11 protein-coding genes are annotated in these 16,410 nt (G+C 59.8%); 6 read left to right on the top strand and 5 right to left on the bottom strand.

Features of this window, described 5'->3' with window-relative positions; all coding sequences use genetic code 11:
• Nucleotides 1-87: 87 nt before the first annotated feature.
• The 3 genes from zipA to C2E19_RS10705 form a co-directional block, all read right to left on the bottom strand.
• Entirely contained in the window at nucleotides 88-951 is an 864-nt protein-coding gene (zipA, locus tag C2E19_RS10715) for a cell division protein ZipA (RefSeq protein WP_129391495.1), read from the bottom strand.
• Between the two features lie 259 nt (nucleotides 952-1,210).
• A complete protein-coding gene (smc, locus tag C2E19_RS10710) occupies nucleotides 1,211-4,699 on the bottom strand; it encodes a chromosome segregation protein SMC (RefSeq protein ID WP_129391492.1) in 3,489 nt (1,162 codons plus the stop codon).
• 2 nt (nucleotides 4,700-4,701) lie between these two features.
• The gene (locus C2E19_RS10705; RefSeq protein WP_008082296.1) at nucleotides 4,702-5,361 is read right to left on the bottom strand and encodes a GntR family transcriptional regulator; all 660 of its coding nucleotides are present in this window, start codon (nucleotides 5,359-5,361) and stop codon (nucleotides 4,702-4,704) included.
• Between the two features lie 290 nt (nucleotides 5,362-5,651).
• Here C2E19_RS10705 and xdhA point away from each other — a divergent pair, with 290 nt between their 5' ends.
• The 4 genes from xdhA to guaD all read left to right on the top strand — a co-directional run bounded on the left by xdhA (nucleotide 5,652) and on the right by guaD (nucleotide 11,792).
• On the top strand, nucleotides 5,652-7,106 hold the full coding sequence (xdhA, locus tag C2E19_RS10700; RefSeq protein WP_129391489.1) for a xanthine dehydrogenase small subunit: 1,455 nt from the start codon (nucleotides 5,652-5,654) through the stop codon (nucleotides 7,104-7,106).
• Nucleotides 7,099-9,498 carry a xanthine dehydrogenase molybdopterin binding subunit gene (gene xdhB, locus C2E19_RS10695; RefSeq protein WP_129391487.1) on the top strand — a complete coding sequence of 800 codons (2,400 nt, stop codon included), beginning with the start codon at nucleotides 7,099-7,101 and terminating at the stop codon, nucleotides 9,496-9,498. The genes xdhA and xdhB overlap by 8 nt, the downstream gene beginning before the upstream one ends.
• Before the next feature lie 118 nt (nucleotides 9,499-9,616).
• Nucleotides 9,617-10,474, top strand: a complete 858-nt coding sequence (gene xdhC, locus C2E19_RS10690; protein WP_129391484.1) for a xanthine dehydrogenase accessory protein XdhC — start codon at nucleotides 9,617-9,619, stop codon at nucleotides 10,472-10,474.
• Between the two features lie 13 nt (nucleotides 10,475-10,487).
• A complete protein-coding gene (gene guaD, locus C2E19_RS10685) occupies nucleotides 10,488-11,792 on the top strand; it encodes a guanine deaminase (RefSeq protein WP_129391481.1) in 1,305 nt (434 codons plus the stop codon).
• A 158-nt stretch (nucleotides 11,793-11,950) separates the two neighbouring features.
• Here guaD and C2E19_RS10680 read toward each other — a convergent pair whose 3' ends face one another.
• Nucleotides 11,951-12,715 carry a GntR family transcriptional regulator gene (locus C2E19_RS10680; RefSeq protein WP_042558515.1) on the bottom strand — a complete coding sequence of 255 codons (765 nt, stop codon included), beginning with the start codon at nucleotides 12,713-12,715 and terminating at the stop codon, nucleotides 11,951-11,953.
• Nucleotides 12,716-13,043: 328 nt separating this feature from the next.
• On the opposite strand from C2E19_RS10680, the gene C2E19_RS10670 reads away from it, so the two are divergent.
• Nucleotides 13,044-14,234, top strand: coding sequence for a benzoate/H(+) symporter BenE family transporter (locus C2E19_RS10670; protein ID WP_129391477.1), 1,191 nt, complete (start codon nucleotides 13,044-13,046; stop codon nucleotides 14,232-14,234).
• Between the two features lie 130 nt (nucleotides 14,235-14,364).
• On the opposite strand, the gene C2E19_RS10665 is transcribed toward C2E19_RS10670, so the two are convergent.
• The gene (locus tag C2E19_RS10665; RefSeq protein ID WP_007916365.1) at nucleotides 14,365-14,709 is read right to left on the bottom strand and encodes a YggL family protein; all 345 of its coding nucleotides are present in this window, start codon (nucleotides 14,707-14,709) and stop codon (nucleotides 14,365-14,367) included.
• Between the two features lie 233 nt (nucleotides 14,710-14,942).
• Here C2E19_RS10665 and dacB point away from each other — a divergent pair, with 233 nt between their 5' ends.
• The gene (dacB, locus tag C2E19_RS10660) at nucleotides 14,943-16,403 is read left to right on the top strand and encodes a D-alanyl-D-alanine carboxypeptidase/D-alanyl-D-alanine-endopeptidase (RefSeq protein WP_129391472.1); all 1,461 of its coding nucleotides are present in this window, start codon (nucleotides 14,943-14,945) and stop codon (nucleotides 16,401-16,403) included.
• Nucleotides 16,404-16,410: the final 7 nt, after the last annotated feature.

Here is a 16,410-nt window from a genome sequence, read left to right as displayed (position 1 = left end):
GATCGCAGCCTCGTTGCACTCGTCAGCTCCTACAGGATCGCGATCATTTGTAGGAGCTGCCGCAGGCTGCGATCTTTTGATCTGGCCTTAGCGCTTCTGGGTCAGGGCGCGGCGTTCGAATTCGACGATGCGCTGACGGTAGTGCTCAATCGTCTGCGCGGTCAAAACACTGCGCTGGTCATCTTTCAGTTCGCCATTGAGTTCCTGCGACAGCTTGCGGGCTGCAGCCACCATCACGTCGAAGGCTTGCTTCGGATGACGCGGGCCTGGCAGGCCGAGGAAGAAGCTCACCGCCGGGGTGCTGAAATGGTCGATGTCGTCCAGATCGAAGATGCCCGGCTTGACCGCATTGGCCATGGAGAACAGCACTTCACCGTTGCCGGCCATGCTTTCGTGGCGATGGAAAATATCCATCTCGCCGAAACGCAGACCGCTTTCGAGAATGTTCTGCAACAGCGCCGGGCCTTTGAAGCCCGCAGCGTCACGGCAGATCACGCTGATCACCAGAACTTCCTCGGCTTGCGGCTGATCTTTCTCGACCAGCGCCGGAGCAGGCTTGGTGTTTTCAACAAAATCGTCGTCACGGCTGCTGAAGCTCGGGCCGCCGTCCAGATCCAGGTCGAGGTTCAGGTCACCCTGAGCCGGGCCATTGCTGCCACGCTTGCCACGTTTCGAAGCGGATTCGCGAGGCTCGCGAGCTTCGCGGGCCGGCATGCTCACCGACGGCAGATCGTGTTCGTCCAGCTGTGGTTCTTTATGGTTGTCCAGAACGCGGGCCGGGCCCAACAGCTCAGCGCTGGTGTCCTCGTCCGGCAGGTTGGACAGACTTCGGTCAAGACGGAATTTCAGTTTTCCCTTGCCGCCGCGCATACGGCGCCAGCCATCGAAAAGAATACCGGCTATCACTATGATGCCGATGACGATCAGCCACTCGCGCAGACCGATTTCCATGTAATCCCGTGCCTCTATAAAAAATGCTGAAAAATAAGGGGTTTACACTGTGCAAACCGCTTTAAAACGTGGCGCCAACTCTATGTTCTGACAGGCGTTTTGCCCACGTATACGAAAAATTGACATTAAACTAGCACGACCAAAGACAACTTTACACCGTCTGTCTCATTGGCTTGCGCGAATATGTCGATTGGCCAGCAAGTCGAACGCGGTAAAAAAGTCCTACAACACCAAATTACCTTTCCGACACCACGCTGGCTCAGGCGTCCACCATCGCCATCGCCTCCTCGACATCCACGGCTACCAGTCGCGAACAACCCGGTTCATGCATCGTCACCCCCATCAACTGCTCGGCCATTTCCATGGCGATCTTGTTGTGGGTGATATAGATGAACTGCACGGTCTGCGACATCTCTTTGACCAAGCGTGCGTAGCGTCCAACGTTAGCGTCATCCAGTGGCGCGTCAACTTCATCGAGCATGCAGAACGGCGCCGGGTTCAACTTGAAGATGGCAAAAACCAATGCCAGCGCGGTCAGGGCTTTTTCCCCGCCGGAGAGCAAATGGATGGTGCTGTTCTTCTTCCCTGGCGGCTGCGCCATGATCGTTACCCCTGTATCGAGTAGATCTTCGCCCGTCAGTTCCAAATACGCCCGTCCACCACCGAAAACTTTTGGAAAAAGTGCCTGTAAACCGCCATTGATCTGATCAAAGGTATCTTTGAAGCGGTTACGGGTTTCCTTGTCGATCTTGCGAATGACGTTCTCAAGGGTCTCCAGCGCTTCGACCAGATCGGCATCCTGCGCATCCAGATAACGCTTGCGCTCGGACTGTTGCGTGTATTCGTCGATAGCCGCGAGGTTGATCGCGCCCAAGCGCTGAATCCGCGCATTGATGCGTTCGAGTTCTTCTTCGGCTTCGCGTTCACTGGCTTGCGCAGTTAATGTCGCGAGCACGCCGTTGAGATCGTAGCCGTCTTCCAGCAATTGATCCTGCAAGGCCTTGCGGCGCACGGTCAGGGCTTGCCATTCCATGCGTTGCTGTTCGAGCTGGCCGCGAATCAATTGCGATTGCTGTTCGGCCTGGGTCCGGCGTTTTTCTGCATCACGCAGCTCGCGATCAGCGTCTTCGAGAGCGATCTGTGCGGTCTTGAGTTCCTCGTCGACGGTCATGCGCTTGTCGAGCAGCTCTTCGAGTTTCAGGCGCAGCTCTTCCAGCGGCGCCTCGCCCTCTTCCAGATTCAGGCTCAACTGTTCGCGTTTTTCAGTCAGGCGCTCGGACTGCATTTCCAGACGCTCCAACGCCTGACGCGTGGAGTCGTGCTGCGCACGCAGAGAGCCGAGACGCACGGCCAATTGATGTGCGTGATCCTTGTGCTGCCGCGCTTCCTGACGCACGCGATCAAGGCGTTCGCGCAGGCTGTCACGCTGGGCCAGCAGCAACTCGCGCTGCTCGGTGTCGAGCGCCATGGCATCCAGCGCTTCCTGCAAGTGCATGCGCGCTTCGCCGACTTGTTCGTGCTCAAGTTCGCGCTGTTCACCAAGCTCGACCAGCTCTTCATCGAGACGCGTGCGACGCAAGGTCAGCTGTTCGGCCTTGGCTTTACCGGCGGACAACTGCGCTTTCAATTCGCCTTGCTGACGCGCTTCGTCTTGCAGCAAACGACGCAAATGTTCGCGGCCGTTTTCCTGCTGACGCTGTTGCGCGCGCAGGGTTTGCAGACGGGCCTCCATGGCCTCGACCGTGGCTTCTTTCTCTTCGCGCTCAAGGTGCAGCGCTTCGATTTCCTGACCACGGGCGAGCATGCCGCTCTCCGCTTCGCTGGCCCGTCGTACGCGTAAAAAGTGTCGACCGATCCAGTAACCGTCGCGACTGATCAGGCTCTCGCCGGCGCTCAACTGCCCGCGCAAGGCTAATGCCTGCTCAAGACTGTCGACCGGTTTGACCTGACCCAGCCACGGCGACAGATCGATCTGCGCCTCGACTTTATCGAGCAAGCTGCCCGCCGCACGCACGCCATCATTGCCGGGGCTGAGCAGGCGCAGGTCGCCCTGAGTGAAAGCGGATAAATCGAAACCGCTGAAATCGTCGACCAGCACCGCTTGCAGATCGGCGCCAAGCACGGTTTCCACCGCCAATTCCCAACCGGCCTCAACCTTCAAGCCTTCGGCCAGACGCGGACGCTCGGCGAGGTTGTGTTCCTTCAGCCATTCGGCGGTGCCGGTGCCCGGATCGAGCGCCGCTTGCTGCAAGGCCTCAAGGGATGCCAGGCGACCATTAAGACGCTGCAAATCGCCCTGCGCCTGTTGCTGCGCGGTCAGCGCCTGCTGCAATTCCTGACGCAGTTGTTCGAGCTTTTCGACCTGCGCTTCTTCGCTGGTCTGCAAATCTTCGAGAGTCGCTTCGGACTCGGCGAGCTGTTCGTTGAGTTGCATGATCGCCGCGTCTTCCGGGTCGGCCGAGAGCAGCGCGCGCTCTTCGCCAAGACGCTTTTGCCGATCAGCGAGACGCTCCATGCTGGTTTCCAGCTGCTGGATGCGCGACTGCTGCACTTCGGCCTGACGACGCGGTTCGGCGGCGGTCAGGTTGAACGCATCCCACTGCTCCTGCCAGCCGTGCATGACCGATTCGGAATCTTCCAGCGCGGCAGCGGCCTCTTCGGCGGCGGCGCTGGTGACTTCCTGCTCGGGCACGAGCATGTCCAGCTCTTCACCGAGAGTCAGCAGCAATGTGCGGTCGTGGCCCAAGTGCGACTCGGTTTCCAGACGGGCGCGCTCGGCTTCTTTCAGATCGTCCTGCAACTGTCGCAGACGTTGCTGGCCGTGCTGGATGCTCTGCTCGACCCGGGCGATGTCGCCGCCGACCGAATAGAAGCGCCCCTGCACCAGATTGAAGCGCTCGGACAGGTCATGGTGACCGTCGCGCAGACGCTCAATGGCCGCGTCAGCATTACGCTGCTCGGCGACCAAAGCTTCGAAACTGATTTCCTGTGTGCCGATGATCGACTCGCGCTGACCGACCTGATCGTTGAGATCCTGCCAGCGCAGCGCCGACAGTTGCGCCTTGAGCTGGCGTTCTTCGGCTTTGAATTCCTGATACTTCTTCGCCGCTTCGGCCTGGCGGTGCAGGCGTTCGAGCTGACGTTCCAGCTCGTCGCGCAGGTCGGTCAGACGCGCGAGGTTTTCGTGGGTGCGACGGATACGGTTTTCAGTCTCGCGCCGGCGCTCCTTGTATTTGGAGATGCCGGCGGCTTCTTCGATGAAGTTACGCAGGTCTTCCGGCTTGGATTCGATCAGCTTGGAGATCATCCCCTGCTCGATGATCGAATAGCTGCGCGGGCCGAGGCCGGTGCCGAGGAAGATATCGGTGATGTCGCGACGCCGGCATTTGGTGCCGTTGAGGTAATACGTGGTCTGGCTGTCGCGGGTGACTTTGCGGCGAATCGAAATCTCCGCGTACGCCGCGTACTCGCCCAGCAGCGTGCCGTCGGAGTTGTCGAAGACCAGTTCGATACTGGCCTGACTCACCGGTTTGCGGCTGGTCGAACCGTTGAAGATGACGTCGGTCATCGACTCGCCACGGAGGTTCTTCGCCGAACTTTCGCCCATCACCCAGCGTACGGCGTCGATGATGTTCGACTTGCCGCAACCGTTCGGCCCGACGACCGCCGCCATGTTACTGGGGAAGTTCACCGTGGTCGGGTCGACGAAGGATTTGAATCCCGCCAGTTTGATGCACTTGAGCCGCACGCTCAGGCAACCGTCAGCGCGGAGACCACCAGATCGCAACTGCGCTGGGCGTACGCCGTCAGCACGATGCGGATCTGCGGCAAATCACGGGCAAGCACGGCGGCCAGCAAGCGTTCGAACAGTTCGAGGAACTCGCTCATTGAAGCCTTGCGCTGTTCAAGGGCGAGGAAGTACGCGCGGCTCATCGCCGGTTGCAGGTTCTCGACCGTTTCTTGCAGGTACGGGTTATTGGCGAACGGATAGGCGGCGCGCATCACGCTGAAGCTGTCGTCGACGAAGCTGCGGATGTCCTGACGCTCGAAGCTGGCGGTCAGGCGCTGCTGGATCTGCACGAACGGCGCCATGTCCGACTGTACTTGCCAGCCATTGGCGACCGAGTTGCCGAGCAGGATGTACAGCTCGCTCATCAGCGTGCACAGGCTCTGCACCTTGTGCGGCGTCAGCTCGGTGACGTGCGCGCCACGCCGCGGCAGGATCGCGATCAGGTGGCGGCGTTCGAGGATCAGCAAGGCTTCGCGGACCGAGCCGCGGCTGACATTCAGTGCCAGCGTGACCTTCTGTTCCTGGATGCGCTCTCCCGGCTTCATTTCGCCACGAATGATGCGTTCGGCGAGGTGGTGAGCAATTTGCTCGGCGAGGCTGTCCGGCGCCTTGAACGTCATGGTTGTCCTTCAAACTCTATCGATCTGCACAAGCGGCGCAGTGTAGCGCAAATGCACGCTCATGGCGGAGTGCCCACGCAGCGGTTTTTGGCACGATTCCCGCAGTTTTCTTTAGAAAACCAAACAAAAAACCGGGGCGACCGATGAGGGTCAATACTGAATAGACACGTTGTTGATCGACGAAATGGATTTTCCTGACCTTTAAGTCAGAAAACCATTGACCGAAAAGTCAGACCTGCTAAATTCGGCTCAAGTCGGTTAACAACAATAATGAGTCTGCGAGGCCTTCCGTGATCCAGTTTTTACTTAACCAGGAACTCCGTAGCGAGCACGCCCTGGACCCGAATCTGACTGTGCTCAATTACCTGCGTGAACACGTCGGTAAATCGGGCACCAAAGAAGGTTGCGCCAGCGGCGACTGCGGCGCCTGCACCGTAGTGGTCGGCGAGTTGCAGACGGATGACGATGGCCGCGAACATATTCGCTATCGCAGCCTCAACTCGTGCCTGACCTTTGTGTCGTCGCTGCACGGCAAGCAATTGATCAGTGTCGAAGACCTCAAACACAAAGGCGAACTGCACAGCGTGCAGAAAGCCATGGTCGAGTGCCACGGTTCGCAGTGCGGTTTCTGCACCCCCGGTTTCGTCATGTCGCTGTTCGCTCTGCAAAAGAACAGCGATGCACCGGATCACGCCAAGGCCCACGAAGCGCTGGCCGGCAACCTCTGCCGCTGCACCGGCTACCGGCCGATTCTGGCGGCTGCCGAGCAATCCTGCTGTGGCAAGCAACCGGATCAGTTCGATGCCCGCGAAGCAGACACCATTGCTCGTCTGAAAGCCATCGCTCCGACCGATATCGGCGAACTCAACAGCGGCGACAAGCGCTGCCTGGTGCCGCTGACCGTCGCCGATCTGGCTGACCTTTACGATGCTTACCCACAAGCACGCCTGCTCGCTGGCGGTACCGATCTGGCGCTGGAAGTCACCCAGTTCCACCGCACCCTGCCGGTGATGATCTACGTCGGCAACGTCGCGGAAATGAAGCGCATCGACACCTTCGAAAACCGCATCGAAATCGGCGCCGCCACTGCCCTCTCCGACTGCTACGAAGCGTTGAACGCCGAGTACCCGGACTTCGGCGAACTGCTGCACCGCTTCGCCTCGCTGCAAATCCGCAATCAGGGTACCCTCGGCGGCAACATCGGCAACGCCTCGCCGATCGGTGACTCGCCACCGCTGCTGATCGCCCTCGGCGCACAGGTTGTGCTGTGCAAAGGCGAAACCCGTCGCACCCTGAACCTCGACGATTACTTCATCGACTACAAAGTCACTGCCCGTCAGGAAAGTGAGTTCATCGAGAAGATCATCGTGCCGCGCGCCACGGCTGAACAGTTGTTCCGCGCCTACAAAGTCTCCAAGCGTCTGGACGATGACATCTCTGCCGTCTGCGCCGCGTTCAACCTGCGCGTCGAAAACGGCGTGATCACCGATGCACGCATGGCCTTCGGTGGCATGGCCGCGATCCCGAAACGCGCCGCCCACTGTGAAGCCGTGTTGATCGGTGCGCCGTTCAACAATGCCGTGGTCGAACGCGCCTGCGCCGCACTGGCGGAAGATTTCACCCCGCTCTCGGACTTCCGCGCCAGCAAGGAATATCGCCTGCTCAGCGCGCAGAACCTGCTGCGCAAATACTTCATCGAACTGCAAACACCGCACATCGAGACTCGGGTGACCGCTTATGTCTAACCATCACGGCGTAGAAAAAACCCAAGCCGAACTGGCTGAACTGTTCGCCCAGGACCTGACCTCCGGTGTCGGCCGCAGCGTCAAGCACGACAGCGCCGCCAAGCACGTGTCCGGCGAAGCGCAGTACATCGATGATCGCCTGGAATTTCCCAACCAGCTGCACCTGTATGCACGCATGTCGGACCGCGCCCACGCGAAAATCATCAGCATCGACACCTCGCCGTGCTACGCCTTCGAAGGCGTGCGCATCGCCATCACCCACGAAGACGTGCCGGGCTTGAAAGACATCGGCCCGTTGATGCCGGGCGACCCGCTGCTGGCCATCGATGACGTGCAATTCGTCGGTCAACCGGTGCTCGCCGTCGCGGCGAAAGATCTGGAAACCGCGCGCAAAGCGGCGATGGCCGCGATCATCGAATACGAAGATCTCGAACCGGTGCTCGACGTGGTCGAAGCCCTGCGCAAACGCCACTTCGTGCTCGACAGCCACACCCACCAGCGCGGCGATTCGGTCTCCGCACTGGCGACGGCTGAACACCGCATTCAAGGCACGCTGCACATCGGCGGCCAGGAACACTTCTACCTGGAGACGCAAATCTCCTCGGTAATGCCGACCGAAGACGGCGGCATGATCGTCTACTGCTCGACACAGAACCCGACCGAAGTGCAGAAACTGGTCGCCGAAGTGCTCGACGTGTCGATGAACAAAATCGTCGTCGACATGCGCCGCATGGGCGGTGGTTTCGGTGGCAAGGAAACTCAAGCCGCCAGCCCGGCGTGCCTGTGCGCGGTGGTTGCGCACCTTACCGGGCAGCCAACCAAGATGCGCCTGCCGCGCGTCGAAGACATGCTGATGACCGGCAAGCGTCACCCGTTCTACGTCGAATACGACGTCGGCTTCGACAGCACCGGGCGCCTGCACGGGATCAACATGGATCTGGCCGGCAACTGCGGCTGCTCGCCGGACTTGTCCGCCTCCATCGTTGACCGGGCGATGTTCCACTCCGACAACTCTTATTACCTCGGCGACGCGACCATCAACGGTCATCGCTGCAAAACCAACACTGCATCGAACACCGCGTACCGTGGTTTCGGTGGCCCGCAAGGCATGGTCGCGATCGAAGAAGTGATGGACGCAATTGCCCGTCACCTGCAACTCGATCCGCTGGCGGTGCGCAAGGCCAACTACTACGGCAAGACCGAGCGCAACGTCACCCATTACTACCAGACCGTCGAGCACAACATGCTCGAGGAAATGACCGCTGAACTGGAAGAAAGCAGCCAGTATCACGAACGCCGCGAAGCGATCCGTCGCTACAACGCGAACAGCCCGATTTTGAAAAAAGGTCTGGCGCTGACCCCGGTGAAATTCGGTATCTCCTTCACCGCGAGCTTCTTGAACCAGGCTGGCGCGTTGATCCATATTTACACCGACGGCAGCATCCACCTGAACCACGGCGGCACCGAAATGGGCCAGGGGTTGAACACCAAAGTCGCGCAGGTCGTGGCTGAGGTGTTCCAGGTTGAAATGGATCGCGTACAGATCACCGCGACCAACACCGACAAGGTGCCAAACACCTCGCCGACAGCGGCGTCCAGCGGTGCTGACCTTAACGGTAAAGCGGCGCAGAACGCGGCGGAAATCATCAAGAAACGCTTGATCGAATTCGCTGCGCGGCACTTCAAAGTCACTGAAGAAGATGTTGAATTCCACAACGGCCACGTGCGTGTTCGCGATCACATCCTGACCTTTGAAGCGCTGATCCAGCAGGCGTATTTCAACCAGGTGTCGCTGTCGAGCACCGGCTTCTACAAAACCCCGAAAATCTACTACGACCGCAGCCAGGCGCGTGGCCGTCCGTTCTACTACTTCGCCTTTGGCGCGGCGTGCTGCGAAGTGATCGTCGACACCCTGACCGGCGAATACAAGATGCTGCGTACCGACATCCTGCACGACGTCGGCGCCTCGCTGAACCCGTCCATCGACATCGGTCAGGTCGAGGGTGGCTTCATCCAGGGCATGGGCTGGCTGACCATGGAAGAGCTGGTCTGGAATAACAAAGGCAAGCTGATGACCAACGGCCCGGCCAGCTACAAGATCCCGGCCGTGGCGGACATGCCGCTCGACCTGCGGGTGAAACTGGTGGAAAACCGCAAGAACCCGGAAGACACGGTGTTCCATTCCAAGGCTGTCGGAGAGCCGCCGTTCATGCTCGGGATTGCGTCGTGGTGTGCGATCAAGGATGCGGTGGCGAGCCTCGGTGACTACAAGCATCAGCCGCAGATCGATGCGCCGGCGACGCCGGAGCGGGTGTTGTGGGGTTGCGAGCAGATGCGTCAGCTCAAGACCGTGAAAGCGGTTGCGACTGAAACCGAGCTGGCTCCGCTCTAAAGACCGAGGCGCGGCCATTCGCGAGCAGGCTCGCTCCCACAGGGGAATGCATTCCAAATGTGGGAGCGGGCTTGCTCGCGAAGAGGCCCGAACAGACAACGAAGATGTCGAGGTGAACATGTACAACTGGATCGACGCCCTCGCCGACCTGCAGAACCAGGGCGAACCCTGCGTTCTGGTGACGATCATCGAAGAACTCGGCTCGACGCCACGCAACGCCGGCTCGAAAATGGTCATCAGCGCCAACCAGAGTTTCGACACCATCGGTGGCGGGCATCTGGAATACAAAGCCATGCAGATCGCCCGCGAAATGCTCGCCAGCGGTAAGCAGGACACCCATCTGGAGCGTTTCAGCCTCGGCGCCAGCCTTGGCCAGTGCTGCGGCGGCGCCACCGTGTTGCTGTTCGAACCGATGGGCCAGGTGCAGGCGCAAATCGCCGTGTTCGGTGCCGGCCACGTCGGCCGCGCTTTGGTGCCGCTGCTCGCCAGCCTGCCCTGCCGGGTGCGCTGGATCGATTCGCGCGATGCCGAATTCCCCGAACAGATCCCCCACGGCGTGCGTAAAATCGTTTCCGAAGAGCCTGTGGATGAAATCGATGACCTGCCCGCTGGCAGTTATTGCATCGTCATGACCCACAACCATCAGCTCGACCTTGAACTCACTGCCGCGATTCTCAAGCGCAACGACTTCGCCTACTTCGGCCTGATTGGCTCGAAGACCAAACGCGCGAAGTTCGAACACCGCCTGCGTGATCGCGGTATCGACAGCGGCGTCGTGCAACGCATGCGCTGCCCGATGGGCATCGGCGAAGTCAAAGGCAAACTGCCTGTGGAAATCGCCATCTCCATCGCTGGCGAAATCATCGCCACCTATAACGCCAACTTCGGCCAGCAGACTGCCAGCGCCGAACCGATTGCCAAACTGCTGCCGGTTTCGCGGCGCAGTCAGGCCGCCAAACTCAAAGCCTCAAACTGATTAGAGAACCCTCATGCCTCTGACTCGTAAAGCCTACCGCGCCGCCATCCTGCACAGCATCGCCGACCCCGCCGAAGTCGGGATCGAAGCCTCCTACGAATATTTCGAGGATGGCCTGCTGGTGGTCGATGGCGGCAAGATCAGCGCCCTTGGCCATGCCAGTGATTTGCTGCCGACGTTGCCGGCGGACATCGAAATCGAGCATTACAAGGACGCGCTGATCACCCCGGGCTTCATCGACACCCATATTCACTTGCCGCAAACCGGCATGGTCGGTGCCTACGGTGAGCAACTGCTCGACTGGTTGAACACCTACACCTTCCCTTGCGAAAGCCAGTTCGGCGACAAGGCCCACGCTGACGACGTTGCGGACATATTCATCAAAGAACTGCTGCGCAACGGCACCACCACCGCGCTGGTGTTCGGCAGCGTGCACCCGCAGTCGGTGAACTCGTTCTTCGAAGCGGCCGAGAAGCTCGACCTGCGGATGATCGCCGGCAAGGTGATGATGGACCGCAACGCGCCTGATTACCTGACTGACACCGCCGAATCGAGCTACGTCGAGAGCAAAGCGCTGATCGAGCGCTGGCACGGCAAGGGTCGTCTGCACTACGCGGTGACCCCGCGTTTCGCCCCGACCAGCACCCCGGAACAACTGACCCTCGCCGGCCAGTTGCTGACCGAATATCCGGATCTGTACATGCAGACCCACATCAGCGAGAACCTCAAGGAAATCGAATGGGTCAAGGAGCTGTTCCCGGAGCGCAAGGGCTACCTCGACGTTTACGACCACTACAAATTGCTCGGCGAACGCTCGGTGTTCGCTCACGGCGTACACCTGTGCGACGACGAATGCGCGCGACTGGCGGAAACCGGCTCGGCAATCTCGTTCTGCCCGACTTCGAACTTCTTCCTCGGTAGCGGCTTGTTCAACTTGCCGATGGCCGAGAAGCACAAACTCAATGTCGGCCTCGGCACTGACGTCGGCGGCGGCACCAGCTTCTCGCTGCTGCAGACGCTGAACGAAGCGTACAAAGTGATGCAACTGCAAGGTGCGCGACTGAGTCCGTTCAAGTCGCTGTACCTGGCGACCCTCGGTGGCGCGCGGGCGCTGCGTCTGGAAGACAAGATCGGCAACCTGCAACCCGATTCCGACGCCGACTTCCTGGTGCTGGACTACAACGCTACGCCGCTGCTGAGCTACCGCTTGAAGCAGACCAATAACATTGCCGAAACGTTGTTTGTGTTGATGACGCTGGGGGATGACCGCACGGTGCAGCAGACGTATGCGGCGGGTGCGTTGGTGCATCAGCGCTGAGTTTTCACAGGCACAAAAAAATCCCCCGGAGGTGTTCAGCCCCGGGGGATTTTTTGTTGCCTGTCAGATCGCCTTCGCGAGCAGGCTCGCTCCCACAGTTGAAATGCATGCCCCTGTGGGAGCGAGCCTGCTCGCGAAGGGCGCGACTCGGTATCAGCTCAGAGCTTGGCCGCAGGGCGCCCTGGCTTCTTGGTCTGCAACAAATGCGAGAACACCGCATGCAGGTCATCCGACGCGCCTTCCTCGTCGAGGTTGAGCTTGCTGTCGATGTGATCCATGTGGTGCATCATCAAATCCACTGCCAGCTCGCCGTTGCGCGCTTCGATCGCGTCGATCAATTGCGTGTGTTCGTCATACGAGCAGTGCGAACGGTTGCCGCTTTCATACTGGGCAATGATCAGCGAGGTCTGCGAGACCAGGCTGCGCTGGAAGCTCACCAGCGGTGCGTTTTTCGCCGCTTCGGCGAGTTTCAAGTGAAATTCACCCGACAGGCGAATGCCGGCGCCGCGATCACCACGGGAGAAGCTGTCGCGTTCGTCGTTGACCATCTGGCGCAGTTCGGCGATCTGTTCGGCGGTGGCGTGCAGCACGGCCAATTCAGTGATCGCGCGTTCGACCAGACGGCGCGCCATGAACACCTGACGCGCTTCTTCAACGCTCGGGCTGGCAACGACGGCGCCACGGTTCGGCCGCAACAGCACCACGCCTTCATGGGCCAGACGCGACAGCGCACGGCGAATGATGGTGCGGCTGACCCCGAAGATTTCCCCCAGCGCTTCTTCGCTCAATTTTGTGCCGGGCGCCAGACGCTGTTCGAGGATGGCCTCGAAGATATGCGCGTAGACAATATCGTCCTGGGTTCCGCTGCGGCCGGCTTTGCCTGCTCGCGGTTGTTTCTTGAGGGGTTGCAACTGTTCGTTCATGGGCACTCGAGTCGGGAGAACTGCGGCGAATAGACCGTGACTGTAATACGGCACAGTAGGTCGCTGGCAAGTATCGCGTAAAAAACACCGCGATTGTACACAATGGATGGTGGCAACACGACTGTATGGCTGTTTGTGACCTCGGCTGTATTGCAACGATCCGTTACGATTGAGTTTAGGCTTGATCGCAGAATCCGCCGCCCGCGTCATGTAGGAGCTGCCGCAGGCTGCGATCTTTTGATCTTGTTTTTAAAAAGCAACATCAAAAGATCGCAGCCTTCGGCAGCTCCTACAGGGGAATATCATCTGTATAAGGAACACCGCTGTCATGAACGACGCCACGCACACTCAACTGCGCCCGCTGGCCGACACGTCGCCGTCGGCCATCGTCGCCGGGTTCATCGCGATGATGACCGGTTACACCAGCTCGCTGGTGCTGATGTTCCAGGCCGGGCAAGCGGCGGGCCTGACCAGCGGGCAGATTTCCTCGTGGATCTGGGCGATTTCGATCGGCATGGCGGTGTGTTCGATCGGCCTGTCGCTGCGCTACCGCACGCCGATCACCATCGCCTGGTCGACGCCGGGTGCGGCATTGCTGATCACCAGCCTCGGCGGCGTCAGTTACGGCGAGGCGATTGGCGCCTACATCACCTGCGCCGTGTTAGTGACCATTTGCGGCCTGACCGGCAGCTTCGAACGGCTGGTGAAAAAGATCCCGGCCTCCTTGGCGGCGGCATTGCTGGCGGGGATTCTGTTCAAGATCGGCAGCGAAATCTTCGTCGCCGCGCAACACCGTACCGCGCTGGTGCTGGGCATGTTCTTCACTTACTTAGTGGTCAAGCGCCTATCGCCGCGTTATGCGGTGCTCGCCGCGCTGCTGATCGGCACCGCGCTGTCGGGCTTCATGGGGTTGCTGGATTTCAGCGGTTTTCATCTGGAACTGGCAACACCGGTGTGGACGACGCCGCACTTTTCGCTGGCCGCGACCATCAGCATCGGCATTCCATTGTTTGTGGTGGCGATGACCTCGCAGAACATGCCCGGCATCGCCGTTTTGCGCGCCGATGGCTACACCGTACCGGCCTCGCCCTTGATCACCACTACCGGCATCGCCTCGCTCTTGCTGGCGCCGTTCGGCTCCCACGGCATCAACCTCGCGGCGATCAGCGCAGCGATCTGCACCGGGCCGCACGCCCATGAGGATCGCAACAAACGCTACACCGCAGCAGTCTGGTGCGGGATTTTCTACGGGATTGCCGGGGTGTTTGGCGCGACATTGGCGGCGTTGTTCGCGGCGTTGCCGAAGGAACTGGTGCTGTCGATTGCGGCGTTGGCGCTGTTTGGCTCGATCATCAATGGTTTGAGCATTGCCATGAGCGAGGTGAAGGAGCGTGAGGCGGCGCTGATTACCTTTATGGTCACGGCGTCGGGGTTGACGCTGTTTTCTATCGGATCGGCGTTTTGGGGGATTGTTGCGGGGGTTTTGACGTTGGTGATCCTGAACTGGCGCAAAGCCTGAAAAGATCGCAGCCTTCGGCAGCTCCTACAGGAGATCGCGCTCCCCTGTAGGAGCTGTCGAGTGAAACGAGGCTGCGATCTTTTGATCGACGAAAAAAAACGGCGACCCTCAGGTCGCCGTTTTTTCAGTATCACTTAGCCGCGTTGATCGGCTTTTCCGGATACCAAACGTCCAGCAACGGGCTGACTTCATACTTGGTCAGCTCGGAGCGGGTTTTCAGCCAGGCTTCAACGGCAGCACGCTGCTCTTCGTTGACCGAGCCACGCTTCTGCAGGCAAACCAGACCGAAGTCGTCGCCGCCAACATAACCCAGACCGTTGGCTTCCATGGCTTCTTTGATGAATGCTTCGAGGAAAGCGTCAATGGCTTCTTCGGACAAGTCTTCTTTGAAGTCCAGGTTCAGTTCGAAACCCAGCTCTTGAAATTCATCAACGCACAGTTTTTTGCGCAGACGCTGGGAACGGTTAGTCGCCATTGGAACAATCCTCTTAAGTAAATACGGCGGGCACTTTACCAGTTTAAGCCGTCGATTGCCCGCCTCTGTAGACACAGCGGCTGACCGCCTGTAAAAAAATCAGCGAATCGCCACCCCGAGGACGGCACAATCGGTTACACCTTGGGGCATAATGCCGACACTTTCGTGACCACTGAGGACCTTTTCATCCATGTCCTCGTTTTTTTCCCCTCGGCTGTAGGGTTTTATTTCATATGATCAAATCGTTGCGTCCACTGTTTCTCGCCGGCCTACTTCTGCCTCTGGCCCTGCCTGTTTCTGCTGCCACCATCAATACTTCCCTGACCCCCAACGTCGAAAAGGCCCTCAAGGCGAGCAAGTTGCAGCCCACCGCCCTGTCGCTGGTAATGGTGCCGCTCGACGGCCCGGGCACGCCGACCGTGTTCAACGCCGACGTGTCGGTCAACCCGGCCTCGACGATGAAACTGGTTACCACCTACGCGGCGCTGGAAATGCTCGGCCCCAACCATCAGTGGAAGACCGAGTTCTACACCGACGGTGATCTCAACGGCGGCATCCTCAACGGCAACCTCTACCTCAAGGGTGGCGGCGATCCTAAGCTGAACATGGAAAAACTCTGGCTACTGATGCGCGACCTGCGCGCCAACGGCGTGACTCAGGTCACCGGTGACCTGATCCTCGACCGCAATTTCTTCGTGCAACCGGTGTTGCCGGAATTCAACGATGACGGCAACGACGAGAACAAGCCGTTTCTGGTCAAACCCGACTCGCTGCTGGTCAACCTCAAGGCCCTGCGCTTTGTTGCCCGCAACGACAATGGCCGGGTGCTGATCTCGGTGGAACCGCCGATTGCCACCGTACGCATCGAGAACACCGTCAAGGCACTGAACTCCAAGCAGTGCACCGGCGGCGTGCGCTACAACCCGGTGCCGCAAGCGGACGGCAGCGTCACCGTGACCGTTGCCGGCCAGTTGGGTGAGGGCTGCAGCTCGCAGACTTACCTGTCGCTGCTTGACCACGCGACCTACACCGCCGGCGCCGTGCGCGCGATCTGGAAAGAACTGGGTGGCAGCATCCAGGGCAAGGATCGTCTGGCAGCGACCCCGGGCAACGCCAAACTGCTCGCGCGCGCCTACTCGCCGGACCTGGCGGAAATCATCCGCGACATCAACAAATACAGTAACAACACCATGGCCCAGCAGCTGTTCCTGAGCCTTGGGCAGAAATTCCGCAACGACGCCGACGGTGACGACGCCAAGGCCGGGCAACGTGTGGTTCGGCAATGGCTGGCGAAGAAAGGCATCACCGCGCCGCACCTGGTAATGGAGAACGGCTCCGGTTTGTCCCGCGCTGAACGCGTCAGCGCCCGTGAGATGGCGGCCATGCTGCAAGCCGCGTGGCACAGCCCCTATGCCGCCGAATACATCAGCTCGCTGCCGATCGCCGGCACCGACGGGACCATGCGTAAACGCCTGAAGACGACTGCCATGCGCGGCGAAGCTCACGTCAAGACCGGCACCCTCAACACTGTGCGGGCGATTGCCGGCTTCAGCCGTGATGTGAATGGCAATACCTGGGCGGTGGTAGCGATTCTGAACGACAAGGCGCCGTTTGGGGCATCGTCGGTGCTGGATCAGGTGCTGCTGGACCTCTATAAGCAGCCGAGATTGCCGCAGACCGCTTCGGTCCTTTAACAGCAAA

The organism is Pseudomonas sp. DTU12.3, from assembly GCF_004124275.1.
Classification (GTDB): Bacteria; Pseudomonadota; Gammaproteobacteria; order Pseudomonadales; family Pseudomonadaceae; genus Aquipseudomonas; species Aquipseudomonas helmanticensis.
Note: the sequence above shows the minus strand (reverse complement) of the source record. Positions and strands in the feature narration are given on the sequence as shown.